Annotated in this window: 10 protein-coding genes; 7 read left to right on the top strand and 3 right to left on the bottom strand. The window is 71.0% G+C overall.

The annotated features are described in order from the left end of the window. Positions 1–2: 2 nt before the first annotated feature. The 3 genes from QRN44_RS08925 to QRN44_RS08915 form a co-directional block, all read right to left on the bottom strand. Positions 3–629 (bottom strand): SipW-dependent-type signal peptide-containing protein, encoded by a 627-nt coding sequence (locus QRN44_RS08925; protein WP_121293906.1) that lies wholly within the window; start codon positions 627–629, stop codon positions 3–5. Between the two features lie 41 nt (positions 630–670). Then, positions 671–1,315 (bottom strand): SipW-dependent-type signal peptide-containing protein, encoded by a 645-nt coding sequence (locus QRN44_RS08920; RefSeq protein ID WP_285038912.1) that lies wholly within the window; start codon positions 1,313–1,315, stop codon positions 671–673. Between the two features lie 219 nt (positions 1,316–1,534). Then, on the bottom strand, positions 1,535–4,420 hold the full coding sequence (locus tag QRN44_RS08915) for a helix-turn-helix transcriptional regulator (RefSeq protein WP_285038911.1): 2,886 nt from the start codon (positions 4,418–4,420) through the stop codon (positions 1,535–1,537). A gap of 445 nt (positions 4,421–4,865) precedes the next feature. On the opposite strand from QRN44_RS08915, the gene QRN44_RS08910 reads away from it, so the two are divergent. From QRN44_RS08910 to QRN44_RS08880, 7 genes are all read left to right on the top strand, one after another. Next, on the top strand, positions 4,866–13,073 hold the full coding sequence (locus QRN44_RS08910) for a choice-of-anchor G family protein (protein ID WP_285038910.1): 8,208 nt from the start codon (positions 4,866–4,868) through the stop codon (positions 13,071–13,073). Positions 13,074–13,443: 370 nt separating this feature from the next. Beyond that, on the top strand, positions 13,444–14,211 hold the full coding sequence (locus tag QRN44_RS08905; RefSeq protein ID WP_285038909.1) for a DUF5819 family protein: 768 nt from the start codon (positions 13,444–13,446) through the stop codon (positions 14,209–14,211). Next, positions 14,208–15,233 (top strand): HTTM domain-containing protein, encoded by a 1,026-nt coding sequence (locus QRN44_RS08900; protein WP_285038908.1) that lies wholly within the window; start codon positions 14,208–14,210, stop codon positions 15,231–15,233. The genes QRN44_RS08905 and QRN44_RS08900 overlap by 4 nt, the downstream gene beginning before the upstream one ends. A gap of 215 nt (positions 15,234–15,448) precedes the next feature. Then, positions 15,449–16,279: a DeoR/GlpR family DNA-binding transcription regulator gene (locus QRN44_RS08895; RefSeq protein WP_350310095.1), complete on the top strand. Its 831-nt coding sequence runs from the start codon at positions 15,449–15,451 to the stop codon at positions 16,277–16,279. Continuing rightward, entirely contained in the window at positions 16,276–17,277 is a 1,002-nt protein-coding gene (locus QRN44_RS08890; protein WP_285038907.1) for a 1-phosphofructokinase family hexose kinase, read from the top strand. The genes QRN44_RS08895 and QRN44_RS08890 overlap by 4 nt, the downstream gene beginning before the upstream one ends. Before the next feature lie 118 nt (positions 17,278–17,395). Continuing rightward, positions 17,396–19,438 (top strand): PTS fructose transporter subunit IIABC, encoded by a 2,043-nt coding sequence (locus tag QRN44_RS08885; protein ID WP_285038906.1) that lies wholly within the window; start codon positions 17,396–17,398, stop codon positions 19,436–19,438. 79 nt (positions 19,439–19,517) lie between these two features. Next, positions 19,518–19,787, top strand: coding sequence for an HPr family phosphocarrier protein (locus QRN44_RS08880; RefSeq protein ID WP_056014456.1), 270 nt, complete (start codon positions 19,518–19,520; stop codon positions 19,785–19,787). Positions 19,788–20,094: the final 307 nt, after the last annotated feature.

The following is a 20,094-nucleotide window of genomic DNA, read 5'->3' as shown; positions in this document are numbered from 1 at the left end:
GATCAGGAACTGGAGGTACTGGTGAACTGCCACGTCGCCGACGCCGTTCCACCCTGGAAGCTGGAGGCCGTGCCCGCCTTCACCCGCACGTCGAAGCAGAAGCGCACCGTCGAACCGCCGGCCGCCGTGAGTGCTCCGGTCGCCGTCGGCGGAGCCGTGCCCGTTGACAACGACGCGGTGTAGGCGGGGACGGTCGCCGAGGTGAACGCGGCGGCGTTGCAGGCCGTGCCCGCCGCCGTCGTGACGACGCGGTACTCGAGCTGTGGCAGGAGGGTGCCCGTCGCCGCCGAGACCGCGGACAGCGCCGCCGTCCCACCGATGTTCGTCGCGGCGGTCGTGCGGATGTCGATGAAGGCGAACTGCGACAACCCCGGCGACATGGCGGTCGCGTTGAAGACCAGCGTGGCGGGGTTCGCCGCCTCGTGAGCCGCCCAGGTCGACGACGAGGTCTGCGACTCCACGGCGAAGGTGCTGGCCGCGAAGGTCGCCGTTCCGAACTCGTCGTCGCTCCACGCGGCGAGGGTGAGCGAGGTCCCGACGCCCAGCACGAGCGCGGCTGCGAGGGCCGCTCTGGCCTTCGTATAGCGCGACGTGCTCCGTCGTCGATCGGTGCGGTGGTGTCTCCCCATCGCCGGAGTGTGTCGTCCCATGATCGCCGTCTCGCCGCGGGTTACGGCAGCGGAGTGGTGGACTCGGCTGCGAACTCCCAGACCACGGTGCCGCTCGGCGACGACTGCGGCAGCGTCGCGGACGGTGTGACCTGGAAGCAGAGGAACACCGGGGTCGTGACCGCACCCAGTGTGAAGATGTCCGCGGCCGTGCTCGACGTGGTCGCGGCGTCCGTCACGAGTGGGTCACCGGCGGCGAAGCTCGTGGCGTCGCAGCCGAACGTGGTGGTCTCCACGACGGAGTAGCTGAGCGAGGAGGCGATGGCGGCTCCGCTCGTGGCCGTGATGTCCACCGTGCCGGCGTACGTCGACGCGGCGGTCAGCTGGACGGCGAAGCCGGCGTAGACGGGCTCTTCGGGTGCCAGGTTGTCGGCTTCCACCGCGAAGGTGAGCGGGGCGGCCGCCGCCTCGGTCGGGTGTTCGGTGAAGGCGGTGCCGTCCGTGCTGCCCTCGATGCCGAACCCACCACCGGCGAAGATCCCGGTCGCGAACTCGGAATCGTTCCAGGCCGCGAGCGTGATCGCCGCACCGACGCCGAGCACGAGGCCGCCGGCGAGGATCGCCTTCGCCCGCTTGCTGCGCAGTCCGCGCACGGGTGTCTCGGTGCCGGCGGCCGCTGGGGCCTCGGTGCTGGTGTCGATGGTCATGGAAGCCCCCTGAAGTCCGTCGGTGACGGCTGACGTCACCACAGGTGTCGGGCGTGCGGAGACGGTCTCCGCGCGTCTCGCGACACTCTCAGGACGATAGGCAGCCGGGTGTCTGTTGTAACCAGTAGTGGGGTACTGGGATCCGTGGCGGAGCGCGGCAGGACTACCGAGATCGGCGGCTCCGACCCGCGTGCGGATGACGCCCGCGGTCCGGCTCGGTCACGCCTCGCGCTGCCCTGACTGCATGACGATCCGGCCCAGGTCGCGCCGACGGCCGGCGCCGAGCTTCGTCCGCGCCTGCAGGACGTGCGACTCGACCGTCCGGACGCTGAGGAACAGGCGGGTCGCGATCTCCTGGTTGCTCAATCCCTGGGCGATGAGGTGCGCCACCTCCAACTCGCGTCGAGTGAGCGAGCTCACGTCGGCGGGCGGTCCGTCCCGGTGCATGGTCTGGTCGAAGGGGATGTAGGCGAGAGGTGCATGGGCGGTGGGCCGGTCGACCTCGAGCGCGTCGTCCGGCGTGGGCGGCGCTGAGGCCGCCGATCCGCGCGGCGAGCCGAAGCTCTCCGCGGTGGAGACCGGGACAGCGTGCTCCGGAGCGAGGTCGACGAGCGGTCCGGTCGGCTGCTCCGACAGCCCGGCGACGCGCTCGGCGCAGCGACGGGCGTGGTGCGGACGTCCCTGTTCCGTGTGCAGGCGCGCAGCGAGCTGGTGGGCTCCGATGGCCCGATGCCGGGCTCCCACCGCTTCGAGCGAGCACGCGGCTTCCTCCACCCGGCTCGCATCACCCGCTGCACCGGCATCGCAGAGGAGGAACAGCGCGCCCTGCAGCGGCGTCTTCTCGCTGTCCCTCGCGTCGGCCACCCAGGAGAACGCCTCCGCTGCATCCGTGCCGACCACGGAGGCCAGGCACGCGGAGTAGAGCCGTTCGGTCAGCGGATTCGAGCCGGACTCGGCCATGTGGTGCAACTGCAGCTTGGCAGCCGTCAGGTTGCCGTCGGCGAGCAGGAGGCTGAAGTCCGCGATGTCGGCGAGGTAGGAGAGGACGGAGGACGACGCGATGAGTCGCCGGTCCTCGCCGGTGCGCCGCTCCATCGCCTCATCGAGTTGTCCCGTCTGCGCGAGCGCTCCGATGAGGATGAGCGAGGCGTGCGCGTGGACGTCGGGCGGGACCGTCGAGTCGAGCATGCGCTCGACGACCCGCAGGTCCGCCAGCGCTCGCTCGGGTCTGCCGTCGAAGAACGCGAGCTGGGCGCCCAGCAGTCCGACGATGCACTGATCGGTCGTCGCCAGGCGACCGGTCCCACGCTCCGCACGCTCGGCGAACTCGTCGATGTACCGCGCGAAGCCGGCCCAGGACAGGCCGGTCAGGAGCCGGATCGTGCCGGCCGAGAGGACGTACATCGCGCTCGCGTCGCGCATCGCGTGGGACAGCGGTCGTGCGGCGTTGTAGGGCACCCGGCGGTACACCGCATCGCCGGCGTGGAGGAACTCGCGGAGCTCGGTCGGCGTCGCGTGCAGGCCGCGTCGGCTGAGGAGTGCCGCGCCCGCGTAGAGTCTCGAGGACTGCGGCGCGGTGTCGTCCTGGAGGACGCCCTCGTACAGGCCGTCGCTCTCGGTCGGTCCCGGATCGGTCTGTTGCCGCCACAGCTCGACCATCTCGATGCGCCGCGTGAGCGCACGGCTGTACTCGGCTCGTTCGGTGAGCACCTGCGCGCACGTCCGGTCGCCCCAGCGGTCCAGCGTCGCACGCCAGCTCAGTACCTCGGCCCGGATGTCCTCGTCGGAATCCGCATCGGGACCGACGTCGAGCACGCGTTGTGCACCGTCGACGTCGCCGAGCATGGCGAGCGATCTCGACTGCTGCAGCGCCGCGCTCACGGAGGGGCGCCAGGTGAAGGCACGAGCCGCGAGCAGCTGGCCGTCCGCGGCGAGCCCGGCGACGTTCGCGACGTGCGCCGCGTCCAGATAGACCCGCGCCATCGTGACGGCCTCGAACCCGTGGTCGAAGCGGTCGTCGTCCGCGGACAACCAATACCGGCCGAGGATGAACGACTCGTTCGGTGTCAGTCGGCTCCCCGCACGGAGGTCCGCGATCAGCGTGCGCTGGACCCGGTCGTGCGGGCGCAGCCGACCGCCGTGCCGCCACTCGGCCAACGCCGACCAGGCGTGCAGCTCGTCGGCGACGATCCGGTCCTGCCCTGACCCGTCATTGCGCGCCAGGCCCAGCCGCAAGAGGGTGTGCAGCTCGTGTTCGCCGATCAGCCGGGCCGCGCGCGAGTAGGGGACCGGCCCGAGCTTCGCGAGCATCACGAGGGCGTAGCGGCCCTCGTCGTCGAGGCGGGAGAGCTGCGGATCGGTGAGGTCGTGGATGCGCGGTGAGACACCGGCCACCCCGAGCGACAGGATGCTGCGCGGCAGGTAGAACTCACCGCCCGTCTCGAGGGCGTCCTTGGTGAGCTCGTGGACGAGGCGCGGTGAGCCGTTGCTGAGTCGCACGATGACGGCTTTCGCCATGTCGTCCAGGACGGCGTCGTCCGCGGCGGCATCGGCGAGCGCCGAGGCCTCGAACCCGTCGAGCGCCGGGAGGTCGATCCGGGTGAGCGATCCGCCTCGCCAGACCGAGAGCAGCCGCTGCGCCGAATCGTCGGAGGCGCTCGGCAGCCCGGCGCGCTCCTGTTCGAGCGTGACGAGTGCCACGTGCTCGCGTGACCTGGTGAGGTCGACGAGGTCGGACAGGCCGCCCGCCTGGAGACCGGCGCCGTCGTCGATGATGAAGACCGAGCCGCTCGGGGCGGTCCGCCAGTCGCTCAAGAGGTGCGACGCGTCGGCCGCCGTCCCGGACAGGCGGACGACGGCACGACCTGCACGCTGCATGCGCCCGCCGATCGTGTCGGCCGTGAAGGTCTTGCCGTAGCCGTGGGGGCCGACGAGCAGCGTGCTCGTACGGCGTTCGATGAGCGCTGCGACCCGGGCGATCGCGGCCTCCCGACTACTCTGCTGGGCCGGCGCCCGCGACGCGGCCTGCCGGAACTCGGCCGTCCGTCGCATCGGCGACCCGGCCGACCGGGAGCCGCCCGCGTATCGCGGAGAGCGGGCGGTCATGGCAGGGCTCGCTCGTCGAAACGGTGCTGTCGCCCCCGCACCGATGCGGTCTCAACCTGCTCTTCCATCGCAGCCCCCTCAAGCTCCGTCGTCCAGCGAGATCCGTCGTCCGATCGTCGTATCGCCACCCCTGCTCAGCGGTACTGACCCTCCGTCCGACGGGACCCTCCATTGGATCTGTCCCCCATTATCCGGACTCCCTGAGCACTTGGAGAGCCCTAGCTGGGTGTTCTCAGTAGAAACTACGTACCCCACGTGGGGAATACCTCGTAACCACCGGGGGAAACCTCCCACGCCCCGCCCAGGGAGGGCGGAATACCGGTTTCGGCCCCGGCACTACCCGGGTTGCTGTCCCACCTCTGGGGGACAGGGATGTCCGGCTCTAGATTGGCCGGGATCGACGCCAGACGCGGGCCCGCCCGTGCACCGACGAAAGGGTTCCGCCGTGGGGGAACAGCAGCGAAGCAACTTCGGCCGTGGCCGTGCCTGGAAGGTCGCGGCCATGGCCGTGGTCGGCACGGTCATCGCCATGGGATCGACGACGACCGCTGCGGTCGCCGCCCCCACCGACGTCTCCGACGGCCTCGGCCGGTTCCTCGGCGGGCAGGCGGCCGGGATCAACCTGGACACCCTCGCCGCCGTCAACGGCGCCCGAGCGGAGAACCCCAGCGGGGTGCACCCGGTCGCTGCGAACCCGCTCTCGGTAGAGGTCCTCAACACCCTCGGCGTCGACCTCGGTGACTCCCTCCAGCTCTTCGGCACGAACGGCGTGATCGAACTCGGCGCGGTCGCCCAGTACGGCGCAGCTGCCGACAACGGCGACGCGCTCGCCGGGTCCGGCGCCGTCACCGACCAGGGCGGTGTGTCCATCGGCGGACCCGACGCCCCGCCGGCCGACGCGGACCTCGACCTCACCGGCCTGCTCGGCCGGGTCGGAACCCCGACCGGCGGTGTCCTCAGCGACCTCTCGCTCAGCCTCGGCGCCCTCGCCTCCACGATCTCGCAGACGGACGGCGCCACGGCCGTTCCCGACTACCAGATCGCGGGTGCGACGCTCACGTTCCAGAGCCCCCTCGTGCAGAACGTCGGGACACAGGTGACCGGCCTCCTCCCACCGCTGCAGACCACGCTCAACGGGCTCACCTCGGCGCTCAACACGGCGCTGAACGCGAACCTCATCGGCGTCCTCCGCGTGAGCGCGACGGCGACGGTCACCCCGCCGAACCTCGCGACCGTCGTCAACGGCATCCTCACCACGCAGGCGTCGCAGTCTGCGGCGACCGGTGTCTCCGTCAACCTGCTCACCGGCGCGGTGACGGTCGACCTCGCGACCCTCCTCGCGAACGACCCGAACCTGCCGGACCTCAACGACCTGCCGCCGAACACCTCCCTGCTGTCCGGCCCGATCGGCGCCGCCATCGCCGCCGCGATCACGTCGGCCGTCACCGCGCAGGTCACGGCCGTGTCAGCCGCCGTCCAGGCAGCCGTCGACGGCACGCGCATCCAGGTCACCGGCAACGTGACGACGAACGTCGTCGTCACCCAGGTCCCCGTCATCTCCCTGTCGCTCGACTCGACCCTCGGCGCCGTCCAGAACGGCACCGCCGCCTTCACCTCGGCGGGGCTCCTCCCGAACGTGCTGAACCCGATCCTCGCGACCCTCGGACTCACCCTCGACGGCGTGGTCAACCTCGTCCTCAACCTCGTGAAGAACACGGTCGCCACGGCCTACACCGGTGTCGGAACGCTCAACACCGCCCTGAACGGCATCACTGGCGGTCTCGCCGCGAACGTCGTCGGCCCCATCCTGAACATCGTGCGGCTCGTCGCCGACGTCACCGCGAACGTGCAGCCGGCGACCGGCGACCTCGGTGACGGATCGGCGACCGTCCGAGCCGTGCAGATCTCCCTCGTCCCGGCGATCTCGCTCGCGACGGTCAACCTCGCGTCGTCCTCCGTGCGCGGGACGCTCGTCGTGTACGACACGGCGATCACCGCCACACCGGCGACCGTCAATCCCGGCCAGTCCACCGTGATCGAGGGCACCGGCTTCGCGGCGAACGAGCAGGTTACGATCACCGCGCCCGGCCTCGACCCGGTCGTCACGACGTCGGACGCCGCCGGTGTGATCATCCAGAGCGTCGCGATCCCCGCCGGCTTCACCCCGGCGACCCTGACGTTCACCGCCACCGGCGCGACCTCCGACACCCCGGCCACCACCGACCTCGTCGTCGCCCCCTTCGTGACCGCCATCACCGCCGACCCGGCGACGATCGCCCCCGGCGGCAGCACCACGATCACCGGATCCGGCTTCCTGCCCGGCGAGTCGGTGTCGATCACCGTCCCAGGTGTCGCCGACCCGGTCGTCACCACCGCGACGGGCACCGGCACCATCTCCGCCAGCCTCACGCTCCCGGCGGACTTCCCGCTCGGCCCCGTGACGGTCACGGCGACCGGCGCCTCGTCGGCCAGCCCGGCGACCACGACGGTCACCGTCGAGGCGACCCAGTACGTCACCGCGATCACCGCCGACCCGGCCAGTGTCGTCGCCGGTGGGACCACGACGATCACCGGGACCGGCTTCGCCTCGGGCGAGACCGTCTCCGTCTCGATCCCCGGCGTCGACCCGGTCACCACCACGGCCACCGGAACCGGCACGATCTCGGTCGAGCTCGACGTCCCCGCCGACTACGCCGCAGGCCAGGTCGTCGTGACCGCGCTCGGCGAGACGTCCGACACCCCGGCCACCACCAACCTCGCCGTGGTCTACGAGACGTCGATCGTCGCCGTCCCGGCCACGGTCGCCGGCGGCACGACCACGATCATCAACGGTGCCGGCTTCGCGCCCGGCGAGGACGTCGTCGTGACGTTCCCCGGACTCGAGCCGATCACCGTCACCGCCACCGCACTCGGCGCCATCGGCACCCCCATCGCCGTCCCGCAGGACTTCGCGGTCGGCGACGTCACGGTCACCGCCCTCGGCGCCGTGTCCGCCACCGAAGCGACCACCGTCGTCACCGTCACTGCGACGGTCTACGACACCGCCATCACGCTCGACCCGACGTCACTCATCCCTGGGAACACCACGACGGTGACCGGCACCGGCTTCCTGCCCGGTGAGACGGTCACCGTCGGCTACCCGGGCGGCACCCCGGTGACCGTCGATGCGGACGGCGACGGCGGCTTCACCGTCGACCTGCCCGTCCCCGACGGCACGCCCGCCGCGACCGTCGTCGTCACCGCCACCGGTGAGACGTCGGCCACCCCGGCGACCGCCGACCTCGAGGTGCTGCCGTACGACACGGCCATCACGGCCGACCCGGCCTCGCTCCTCCCCGGCAACTCGACCACCATCACGGGCACCGGCTTCGCCGCGAACGAGTCTGTCTCCGTCTCCTACCCGGACGGCACGCCCGTCGTCGTGACGGCTGACGGCGACGGCGGCTTCACGGCCGTCCTGCCGATCCCGTCGGGTACGCCTGCCGGCCAGCTCACGGTCACCGCCACCGGCGCGGTCTCCGCGACGCCGGCCGAGACGGACATCACCGTCGAGGCCTACGACACCGACATCGCGCTCGACCCGGCGACCATCGCCCCCGGTGGCAGCACGCTCGTCACCGGTTCCGGCTTCGTCCCGCTCGAGTCCGTCGAGGTCACCATCCCCGGCCTCGACACGCCCGTGACGACCACGGCGAACGGCGACGGTGAGATCACGGCCAGTGTCACCCTGCCGGCGGACTTCCCGCTGGGCGACGTCACGGTCACCGCCACCGGGGCCGTCTCGGCCACCCCGGCCACGGCGACGCTCACCGTCGAGGCGACCACCTACGTCACGGCCATCACGGTCGACCCGACGACCGTCGTCGCGGGGGAGAGCACGCTCGTCACCGGTACCGGCTTCGAGCCCGATGAGACCGTCACGGTCTCCATCCCCGGTGCGCCCGCGGTCACCACACAGGCATCGGCGACCGGCACCATCTCCGTCTTGCTGCCGGTCCCGGCGGACTACGCGGAGGGCACGGTCGTCGTGACCGCCCTCGGCGAGGTCTCCGAGACCCCGGCCACCACCAACCTCGCGGTCGACGTCGTCTACACCCCGACGATCACCGCCGACCCGGCCACGGTCCCCGGCGGTGCGAGCACCGAGATCTCGGGCACCGGTTTCGCGCCGAGCGAGAGCGTCACGGTCACCTTCCCGGGCCTCGACCCGATCACCGTCACGTCGAACGCAGCCGGTGAGATCACGACCACCGTCGACGTCCCGCAGAACTTCACGGTCGGTCCGGTCACGGTCACCGCCCTCGGCGTCGTCTCCGCAACCGAGGCGACGACCACGGTCACGGTCGAGGCCACGGTCTACGACACGGCGATCACCGCCGACCCCGACACGCTCCTCCCCGGCGGCAGCACCACCGTCACCGGAACGGGCTTCCTGCCCGGCGAGTCCGTCTCCGTCTCCATCCCCGGCGGCACGCCCGTCGTGGTGGAGGCCGGCCCCGACGGCCACATCACCGCAATCCTGCCGATCCTGCCCGGCACGGACCCCGGCACCGTCGTCGTGACGGCCGTCGGAGCCGTGTCGAACACGCCTGCCACCGCGACGATCACCGTCGAGGCGTTCGACACGACGCTCACCGCGACGCCGTCCACGCTGAACCCCGGTGACTCGACGATCCTGTCCGGCACCGGCTACGTCGCGAACGAATCGGTGACCATCTCGGCTCCCGGCTTCGACGACGTCGTGACCACGGCGAACGGGCTCGGCGAGATCAGCCAGGTGGTCGCCTTCCCGGCGGACTTCGTCCCCGCGACCGTGACGTTCACGGCCACGGGCGCCCTGTCGCTCACGCCGGCGCAGACCTCGGTCCTCGTCGAAGCGGTCGTGTACGACACGGCGATCACGGTGGATCCGACGACGGTCAACCCGGGCGGAACCACCACCGTCACGGGCACCGGCTTCGCACCGAACGAGACCGTCACCATCACGATCCCGGGCGGCGACCCCGTCACCGTGACGACGAACGGCGACGGCGACTTCACGCAGGCCGTGACGATCCCGGCCGGAACGCCTGCGGGTCCGCTGACGATCACCGCGACCGGTGACACGTCGAACACGCCAGCCGACGCCGACGTGACCGTGGTGCCGTACGAGACCGCGATCACCGCCGACCCGGACACGCTGCTCCCCGGCACCTCGACGACGATCACCGGTACCGGGTTCGCACCGAACGAGTCCGTCTCGGTCTCCATCCCCGGTGGCACACCGGTCGTGGTGACGGCGAACGGCGACGGCGGCTTCACCGCCGCCCTGCCGATCCCGTCGGGCACGGAGGCCGGACCGCTCGTCGTGACCGCGACCGGCGCCGTCTCCGCGACGGATGCGACCGCGACGGTCACCGTCGAGGCCTATGAGACCTCGATCACCCTCGACCCGACGACGGTCGCCCCTGGCGGCAGCACCACGGTCACCGGCGACGGCTTCGCGTCGAACGAGTCCGTGAGCGTCACCGTCCCGGGCATCGCGACGCCGATCCCCACCACGGCTGACGGCAACGGTGAGATCTCCGTGAGCGTCGACCTCCCGGTGGACTTCCCGCTCGGACCCGTGACCGTCACCGCCACCGGTGCCGTCTCGGCGACCCCCGCCACGGCGACGCTCACCGTCGAGGCCACGACCTACGTCACGGCCATCGCCGCCGACCCGGCCACCGTCGTCGCGGGTGCCAGCACCCTCGTCACCGGCACCGGCTTCGCACCGAACGAGAGCGTCACGGTCTCGATCCCCGGTGCCGACCCGGTGACCACCACGGCGACGGCGACCGGCGCCATCTCGGTGTCGCTGCCCGTGCCGGCCGGCTACGCCGAGGGCGTGGCCGTCGTGACCGCGCTCGGGACGACGTCCGACACGCCTGCGACGACGAACCTCACGGTCGACGTGGTCTACACACCGACGATCACCGCCGACCCGGCGACGGTCCCCGGCGGCACCTCGACGGAGATCTCGGGGAGCGGCTTCGCTCCGAGCGAGAGCGTCACGGTCACCTTCCCCGGCCTCGCGCCGGTGACGGTCACCTCGAACGCCGACGGTGAGATCACCACGACGTTCGCCGTCCCGCAGGGCTTCGCGGTCGGTCCGGTCACGGTCACGGCACTCGGCGTCGTCTCGGCGACCGAGGCGACCACCACCGTCACGGTCGAGGCCACGGTCTACGACACGGCGATCACCCTCACGCCGGACACGGTGAACCCGGGCCAGACCACCACGGTCACGGGTACCGGCTTCCAGCCGAACGAATCGATCAGCGTCTCGATCCCCGGCGGCGACCCCGTCGTGGTGACGGCGGACGGCGACGGCGGCTTCACCGCGACCCTGCCGGTGCCGGCCGGAACGCCCGCCGGGCCGGTCACGGTGACCGCGGTCGGTGAGAGCTCGGCGACGCCTGCCGACGCGGAGCTCACGGTCGAGGCCTACGAGACGGCGATCACCGCCGACCCGAGCACGGTCACGGCGGGCGGAGCGACGCTCGTCACAGGTACCGGCTTCGCCGCGAACGAGTCCGTCACGGTCTCGGTCCCGGGCGGCACCGCTGTCCCGGCGACGACGAACGGCGCCGGTGAGTTCTCGGTCGGGATCACCGTTCCGGCGAATGCGCCGGTCGGCCCGCTGGTCGTCACGGCGGAGGGAGCGGTGTCGCAGGCTCCGGCCACCGCGACCGTCACGGTCACCGCCATCGTGTTCTCGCCCGTCATCACCGCTTCCCCGGACGCACTGATCGCCGGTGACACGACGGTCATCACCGGATCCGGCTTCGCAGCCAACGAGACGGTCACGGTGTCGATCCCGGGCGCTCCGGTCGTCACGCAGGTGACGAACGCCGGCGGCGGCTTCACGGCGACCCTGCCGGTCCCCGACGGCTACGCGCTCGGCGACGTCACGGTGACGGCACTCGGTGCTGCATCGAACGAGCCGGCGACGACGATCATCGAGATCCTCGCGTACGACACGGCCATCACGGTCGACCCGTCGTCGGTCCTGCCGGGTGAGTCGGTCACGGTCGACGGGACAGGCTTCGCCGGTGGGGAGACCGTCACGGTGTCCATCCCGGGCGCACCGTCCGTCACCGTGGTGACGAACCCTGACGGTTCCTTCACCGTGGACCTGCCGATCCCGGACGACTACACGCCCGGACCGGTCACGGTGACCGCCGAGGGTGACGTCTCCGAGACGCCGGCCGAGGCCGACGTCACCATCGAGGACGGAGCGGTCGACGTTGACACCGACGCCGCTGCGGTCGACGTGGACACGGATGCCGACGTCGACGCCGCTGCTGACGTCGACGCCGCGGCCGACGTGGACGCCGACGTGGACGTGGACGCTGCTGCGGACACTGACGCTGCTGCCGACACCGATGCTGCAACGGATGCGGATGCTGCTGCGGATGCTGCTGCGGATGTGGATGCTGCTGCGGACGTGGACGCTGCTGCGGATGTGGATGCCGCGGCCGACACGGATGCCGCTGCGGACACTGACGCTGCTGCCGACGTGGATGCTGCTGCGGACACGGATGCTGCTGCCGATGTGGATGCTGCTGCGGACACGGATGCTGCGGCCGATGTGGATGCTGCGGCTGACACTGATGCTGCTTCCGATGTGAATGCTGATGCCGCGGCTGACGCTGATGCTGCGGCCGACGTGGACGCTGCTGCGGACGTGGACGCTGCTGCGGACACGGATGCCGCAGCCGATGTGGACGCTGATGCGGACACTGACGTTGCTGCCGACACGGATGCTGCTGCGGACACGGACGCTGCTGCGGACGTGGATGCTGCTGCCGACACGGACGCTGCTGCGGACGTGGACGCTGATGCGGACACTGACGTTGCTGCTGACACGGATGCTGCTGCGGACGTGGATGCTGCTGCGGACACCGATGCCGCAGCTGATGTCGATGCTGCTGCTGACACCGATGCTGCTGCTGATGTCGACGCTGCTGCGGACACTGATGCTGCAGCCGACGTGGATGCTGCTGCCGACACTGACGCGGACACTGCCGCCGACACCGACACCGACACCGCGGCGGACACCGATGCAGCGTCCGACGGAGTGGATGTCGACCTGAACGCGGATGTCGACACCGACACCGCGGCGGACGCGGACACGGCGACCGACGTGGACACGGCGACCGACGCCGACACCGCAGCTGACGCCGATGGTGACACCGACGCCGGCGACGACCGCCTGGCGACCGTCAAGTACTCGACGATCGTCCGCGACACGGGCGTGATCCAGGAGGTCTACGCCACCGGCTTCGAGCCCGGTGAGACCGTCTCGGCGACCGTCTTCTCGACGCCGTTCGCACTGACGCCCGTCGTCGCAGACGCCTCCGGCAACGCCACCCTCACCTTCCCGGTCGACTCGTCGATCGAGCTGGGTGCCCACCGGGTGGAGCTCTCCGGATCCGTGACCGGCGACCTGCCGCTCGACCGCGAGGCGACCGCCTTCACGGTCACCGCGGTGGCCGCCGCCGCACCGGGGTCACGCCCCGGTCTGCCGAGCACCGGCTTCGACGGCCTGTGGATCGGGGGACTCGGCGCCACGATGCTCCTCCTCGGAGGTGCCTTCGTGGCCACGCGACGGGCGCGTCTGGAGTGACGCGCTGAGTGGGCCGCGCCGCATTCGGGTCGGCGCGGCCCACTCCTTCCCCGCGGACGGCGCCACCGAACGGGTGCCCCCGCGGTTCATCATCACCCAGCACCAAGGAGGAACCGTGACTCCGATCACACGCACATCCGTCGGGGAGCGTTCTGACGCCCTTCGACAAGCTCAGGGGCCGGGAGAGGCTCAGGGACCGGACAGAGCCGAAGGACCGGACGGCGCCGAGGGGCTCGAGGCCGGGCAACCGGTCCCTGAGCCTGTCGAAGGGCAGGCTTCTGCGGGGGCCCTTCGACAAGCTCAGGGACCGACGGGCGCTCAGGGACCGACGGGCGCTCAGGGATCAAGGGGCACTGAGGGACCGGCGCCGGTGGTCCCACCGAAGCGGGCCGCTCGCATCGCCGCCGCGGTCTCGATCGCCCTCGTCGGCGTCTACGTCGCCGGCACCCTCGTCATCGTCTCGCCGACCACACCCGTCCGCGGTGCCGTCGTCGCCGCGGCCGGACCGTACTTCACGCAGAAGTGGAACGTCTTCGCGCCGAGCATCATGAAGACGAACATCACCTTCTCCGTCCAAGCCCAGTGGCGCGACGCCGACGGGACCCTCGTGAAGTCCGACTGGGTCAACGTCACGAAGCTCGAGCAGCAGGCGGTCCCCGGCCACGCCGAGCCCTCGCGGATCCAGAAGTCCTCGTGGAACGCGATGCTCGCCTACAACACCCGGTACCTCGCGCTCGACGCCCAGCAGCGGGAGATCGTCCGCGACACCTTCATCCAGCGGGCCGATGGTGGCGGGTATCGCGCCCAGTCGGCCGAGTCGCTCATCGCCGACCTCGACGCCGTCAGCACGACCCCAGGCTCAGGGCAGGGCGACATCGTCCGGTTCCTCCGCTACGACTACATGCTCAAGGAGTACGCGACCGCGTTCTCCACGGCGTACTTCGACCAGGACGTCGAGCGCGTCCGGTGGCGGATCGACCGCGCCCGCCCGAACGACTTCGACAACCGCTTCTCCGAGGAGCAGCAGTTCGACGACACTGCCGTCACCTTCGGCTGGCGGCACGTCGACGGCGTCATCGACCCGGAGACCCTCGCCGTCTACCGGGACGTCATCACCCGCTACGGAGGTGCACGATGAACGCCGTCCGAGCGTCGTTCGACCGGTTCGCCGGCTGGGTCACGGGTGCCAAGCACGCCGGCTACAGCCTCTCCGCCCTCCGGATCCTCTACGGTGTCGCGATCGTCAGCTTCCTGTTCACCAGCCTCGCCGACCGCCACTACCTCTGGGGCGTCGCGTCGAAGTGGGTCGACCCGGAGGCGAACCGTCGCGCGTGGTTCCCGCTGTTCGAGGTCGTCTTCACCAAGGACAGCGCCTTCGTCTTCGACCTCGCCTACGGGGTGCTCATCGTGCTCGGCCTGCTGTTCCTCATCGGCTGGCAGACCAGGTTCGTCACGCCCGTCCTGCTCGTGTTCTGGGTTGGGCTCGCGACCAACAGCACGGTGCTGACCAACGGCGGCGACACGATCATCCGCATCACGCTGCTGTTCCTGGTGTTCGCGGACCTGTCGCGTCACTGGTCGGTCGACGCGTGGCTCGCCAAGCGGCGGGGTCGAGCGCCGCGGCCGATCCTGCGCGGTCGGTTCACGATCCCGGCGTGGCTCGCGAACGCCGCCAACAACACGGCGGTCCTGCTCTGCGCGTACCAGATCATGCTCGTCTACGTGAACTCCGGCATCTACAAGCTCATGGGTCCCGAGTGGCGTGAGGGCACGGCGTTCTACTACTCGCTCGTCCTCGACGTGTTCCGCCCGTTCCCGGTGCTGAGCGACCTCGCCTGGCAGCTCGGACCGTTCGTCTGGGTGGCCACGTTCCTGTCCGTCTGGGTGCAGCTGCTGTTCCCGGTGCTGATCCTGTGGCGACCGACGCGGATCCTCGCGCTCGGTTTCACGATCCTGATGCACCTCGGCATCGGCCTGTTCCTCGGCCTCTGGCCGTTCTCGCTCGCGATGATCGCGCTCGACCTGCTGTTCGTCCGCGACCGCAGCTGGGTCGCCGTCGGTCGGTGGGCGGCGCACGCCGGGGGAGTGCTCCGCCAGCTGCTGCCCGAGCGCCAAGCGACGGAGAGACCTGTCACGACGTCGGCCGGTTCGCCGTCGTGACACCAGCCGTCTCGCACGTTCGGGTGCGAGACGAACCGGCGGTCGGCGCCACGGTTGCGCCGACCGCCACCCCTTTGCCGGTCCCGTCCCTCTCGCCCTGAGGTCCCCTTCCGTTCGCCCATCTTTGGGCGAACGAACGCTCCCTCGCCCAAAAATGGGCGAATGAACGCAATTGGATCTGTGTTTCTCTGTGTTTGTGTGATACTTTCTTCGCACTGCAAGCCTGCAACACCGGAAACGAAGGTCAAGGACGACGCATTTACGCGACGGAGCGGCACGAGCACATCACCAGCCGGGTGAAGACGAGCGGACGGGTCTCCGTCGCCGACGTCTCCCGCGAGCTGGGCGTCACCGCCGAGACGATCCGCCGCGACCTCGACCAGCTCGAAGCCTCCGGCGTCCTGCGCCGCGTCCACGGCGGCGCCGTCTCCGCAGCGCGTGCCTCCGTCGCCGAGGCCAGCCTCGCCGATCGCCAGGGCCAACGGAGCGACGCGAAGGCCACGATCGCCCGTGCTGCCCTCCGGCTCATCCCGGCCACGTTCAGCGGCTCGATCGTCATCGACGCCGGGACGACCACGGCCCACCTCGCCGACCTCCTCGTCACCTGGCGCCCGGCCACCGCCGGCCAGACGCTCACGGTCATCACCAACTCCGTCCCGATCGCCGCGACGCTCCACCACTGCGACCACGTCGAACTCCACCTCCTCGGTGGCCGCGTCCGCGGGATCACCAGCGCGGCGGTCGGCAGCACGACCGTCGACGAGCTCGGCCGGTTCCGCCCCGACATCGCCTTCGTCGGCGCCAACGGGGTCAGCGCCGACTTCGGCCTCAGCACGCCGGACGAGCTCGAGGGTGCCGTGAAGTCGGCCATCGTCCGCGGTTCGCGCCGGGCCGTCGTCCTCGCCGACGCCGCCAAGCTCGGTGAGGAAGCACTCATCCGCTTCGCCGCCCTCGACGAGATCGACACCGTCATCACCGACGAGGTCGTTCCGACGACCCTGGGGGACGCCCTCGAGGCTGCGGGTGTCGAGGTGGTCGTCGCATGATCATCACCCTGACCGCCAACCCCTCGCTCGACCACACGGTGGAGCTCCCCGGCATCGTCGAGCGCGGTGAGGTCCTCCGCGCCCTCGCCAGCCGTGAGCAGCCGGGCGGCAAGGGCGTCAACGTCTCGCGGGCCATCGCCGCCGCCGAGTTGGCGACCATCGCCGTCCTGCCCGGTGAATCGACCGACCCCATGATCGAGTCGCTGCGCGCGCAGGGGATCGACGTCCTCGCCGTCCCGACCGGGCAGCCCGTGCGCCGCAACATCACGCTCACCGAGCCCGACGGCACCACCACGAAGATCAACGAGCCGGGCCCGCTCCTCACCGAGGACGACGCTGCACGCCTCGTCGACGCGACCGCCCGTGCCGCCGCGAGTGCCGAGTGGCTCGTCATCGCCGGTTCGCTGCCACCCGGCCTCCCCGCCGACTTCTACGCACGCATCGTCCGGGCCGCTCGCGCCCTCACCGACGGCACCCGCCCGCTCGTCGCCGTCGACAGCTCGGGTGAGCCGCTCGCCGCCCTCCTCGCCGCCTTCGCCGCCACCGGGGAACGTGTCGACCTCATCAAGCCGAACGGTGCCGAACTCGCCGAACTCACCGGCACCGCGTCCGGCGACGAGATCGAGGCGGACCCGGCGCTCGCCGCGTCCGTCGCCGCCACGCTCATCGGCACCACGGACCGACCCGGCCCGGTCGCCGCCGTCCTCGTCACGCTCGGCTCCCGAGGAGCCGTGCTCGTGGAGGGCGACACCGCCTGGTCGGCCCGGGCCCCGAAGATCGTCGCGCGCAGCACCGTCGGCGCGGGGGACTCCTCCCTCGCCGGCTACCTGATCGCCCGAACCGCAGGTCTCGCCCCTGCAGCACGCCTCGCGCAGGCCGTCGCCCACGGAGCCGCAGCCGCGGCACTCCCGGGCAGCGACGTGCCGGCGCTCAGCGGGACGGACGCCGCCGCCATCGACGTCGTCCAGCTCCCGCAGCGGATCCCATCCGTCCCCTGACCGTCCCCGGTCCCTGACCGCCACCCCGGTCCCTGACCTCCCACCCCGGTCCCTGAGCTTGTCGAAGGGCCACCCCGACCACCCGAAGCACCAGCATCCGTTTCGAAGGAGAACCCAGATGTCCACCCCACTCATCACCCCAGGGCTCGTCGCCCTCGACGCCGACCTCGGCACCGATCGCGCGGGTGTCATCCGCGCGCTCGCCGAGCTCGTCGTCCGCGCCGGCCGTGCCACCGACACCGAGGCCCTCTTCGCCGACGCCTGGGCGCGGGAGAGCAAGACCGACACCGGCATCCCCGGCGGCATCGCGATCCCGCACTGCCGTTCGGCCGCTGTCACCGAGCCGACGCTCGCGATGGCCCGGGTCTCGCCGCTCGTCGACTTCGGCTCCGACGACGGCCCGGCCGACCTCCTCTTCTTCATCGCGGCTCCGGACGGCGCCGACCAGGCACACCTCGCCCTGCTGTCGAAGCTCGCCCGTTCGCTCATCAAGCCCGAGTTCGTGACCTCGCTGCGTGAGGCGCCCGACGCCGCCGCGGTGGTCGCCCTCGTCGACGGCGCACTCAGCGACGCGCCCAAGCCGGCGTCGGCTCCTGCAGCCGAGCGCGCCGCGACGGCTCCCGTCGAGGCCGGCGACCAGACCGCACGGCCCGTGCTCATCGCGGTCACCTCGTGCGCGACAGGCATCGCCCACACCTACATGGCGGCCGACTCGCTCGCCGCCACCGCCAAGCGCCTCGGTGTCGAGCTGCACGTGGAGACGCAGGGTGCCTCCGGCGCGACCCCGCTGCCCGCCGACGTCGTCGCGAAGGCGCAGGCAGTCATCTTCGCCGTCGACGTGGACGTCCGCGACGTCACGCGCTTCGCCGGGAAGCCGGTCATCAAGGCTCCCGTGAAGCGCGGCATCGACGCTCCGGAACAGCTCATCAACGACGCGGTCGCCGCGATCTCGAACCCGAACGCCCCGCGGGTCGCCGCCGCCGCCGGTGACGCCTCCGCGTCGACGTCGGACAAGAAGGACGCCAACGTCGGTCAGTCGATCAAGCGCTGGCTGCTCACCGGTGTCAGCTACATGATCCCGTTCGTCGCCGGTGGCGGTCTGCTCATCGCCCTCGGCTTCCTCCTCGGTGGCTACGACATCACCGAGAACGCCGGCAAGATCATCGTCGAGAACAGCCTCGCGAACCTGCCTGCCGGCGGCCTCGGTGCCTACCTCGGCGCGGTCGCGTTCTCCATCGGCGCCGCCTCGATGGGCTTCCTCGTCCCCGCTCTCGCGGGCTTCATCGCCTTCGCCATCGCCGACCGACCGGGCATCGCACCCGGGTTCGTCGCCGGTGCCGTCGCGCTGCTCATGAGCGCCGGCTTCCTCGGCGGGCTCGTCGGTGGTCTGCTCGCCGGTGGTGTCGCCTACGGCCTCGGTCGCCTGAACGTGCCGCGGTGGTTGCGGGGGCTGATGCCCGTCGTGATCATCCCGCTGGTCGGTTCGATCGTCGCGTCCGGTCTCATGATCCTCGTCCTCGGCGGCCCGATCGCCGCGCTCATGAACGGCCTCAACGGCTGGCTCTCCGGCCTCACCGGCGTCTCGGCGATCCTGCTGGGCGTGATCCTCGGCACGATGATGGCCTTCGACCTCGGCGGCCCCGTCAACAAGGTCGCGTACTCGTTCGCCGTCGCCGGTCTCGGTGCTGGCACGCTCGCCAACCAGGCACCGTGGCAGATCATGGCCGCTGTCATGGCTGCCGGCATGGTGCCGCCGCTCGCGATGGCGCTCGCCTCGACCGTCCTCAGCCGTCGTTCGTTCACCGCGGTCGAGCGCGAGAACGGCAAGGCCGCCTGGCTGCTCGGTGCCGCGTTCATCAGCGAGGGTGCGATCCCGTTCGCCGCGGCCGACCTGTTCCGCGTCATCCCGGCGTCGATCCTCGGTGGTGCCGCCACCGGTGCGCTCGTCATGGCGACCGGCGTGACCTCGCAGGCGCCGCACGGTGGCATCTTCGTGTTCTTCGCCATCGGCAATATCGGGATGTTCGTCCTGTCGGTCGCGATCGGCACCGTCATCACCGCGGTCGCCGTTGTCCTGCTCAAGCGGTTCGCCCGTCGTCGTCCGGTGGAGGGTGCCGACACGGCAGCCCCCACGGTCGCCACCGTGCCCGCGACCGTCTGATCCGTACCCGTCCGATCCACAGCCTGACCTGATCCACTGGTCCGGCCGGCACCAACCGAACCGCAGAAGGAGCATCATCATGGCCGAACGCCAAGCCACCATCGCCAGCCGCGTCGGGCTGCACGCCCGCCCCGCCAAGCTCTTCATCGAGACGGTCAAGCGCCAGCCGGTGCCCGTCACGATCGAGCTGGGCGACTCGGGCCCGCTCGACGCCTCGAGCATCCTCACGATCATGAGCCTCGGCGCCACCAACGGCGACGTCGTGACCCTCCGCGCCGAGGGCGAGGGTGCCGACGAGGCACTCGCCGAGCTCGCCGGTCTCCTCGAGACGGACCTCGACGCCGAGTAGTCACCCCGCACCACGAAGCCCCGCCGCCCGAGTCATCTCGGACGGCGGGGCTTCCTCGTGGGCCCTTCGACAGGCTCAGGGAGCGGGGGAACCGTTCCGGTCACTGAGCTCCCCATTCCGGTCACTGAGCTTGTCGAAGTGGCCCCGGGGAACCGTCTCGTGTCGTACGTGGTTGCTCGTGGGTCCTTCGACAGGCTCAGGGAGCGGGGGAACCGTTCCGGTCGCTGAGCTTGTCGAAGTGCCCCCGGAGAGCCGCGCGGCTGCGGACACGCGACGGACCCCGCCACCCGAGACGACGGGTGACGGG

This window comes from Plantibacter sp. lyk4-40-MEA-4 (assembly GCF_030209415.1).
Taxonomy (GTDB): Bacteria; Actinomycetota; Actinomycetes; order Actinomycetales; family Microbacteriaceae; genus Plantibacter; species Plantibacter flavus_A.
This window is presented reverse-complemented; position numbering and strand designations above follow the sequence as displayed.

Bases quoted from the DNA above. Each gene is read 5' to 3' on its own strand.
- QRN44_RS08925 (WP_121293906.1), bottom strand. From the start codon at position 629: ATGGGGAGACACCACCGCACCGATCGACGACGGAGCACGTCGCGCTAT.
- QRN44_RS08920 (WP_285038912.1), bottom strand. From the start codon at position 1,315: ATGACCATCGACACCAGCACCGAGGCCCCAGCGGCCGCCGGCACCGAG.
- QRN44_RS08915 (WP_285038911.1), bottom strand. From the start codon at position 4,420: ATGACCGCCCGCTCTCCGCGATACGCGGGCGGCTCCCGGTCGGCCGGG.
- QRN44_RS08900 (WP_285038908.1), top strand. From the start codon at position 14,208: ATGAACGCCGTCCGAGCGTCGTTCGACCGGTTCGCCGGCTGGGTCACG.
- QRN44_RS08890 (WP_285038907.1), top strand. From the start codon at position 16,276: ATGATCATCACCCTGACCGCCAACCCCTCGCTCGACCACACGGTGGAG.
- QRN44_RS08885 (WP_285038906.1), top strand. From the start codon at position 17,396: ATGTCCACCCCACTCATCACCCCAGGGCTCGTCGCCCTCGACGCCGAC.
- QRN44_RS08880 (WP_056014456.1), top strand. From the start codon at position 19,518: ATGGCCGAACGCCAAGCCACCATCGCCAGCCGCGTCGGGCTGCACGCC.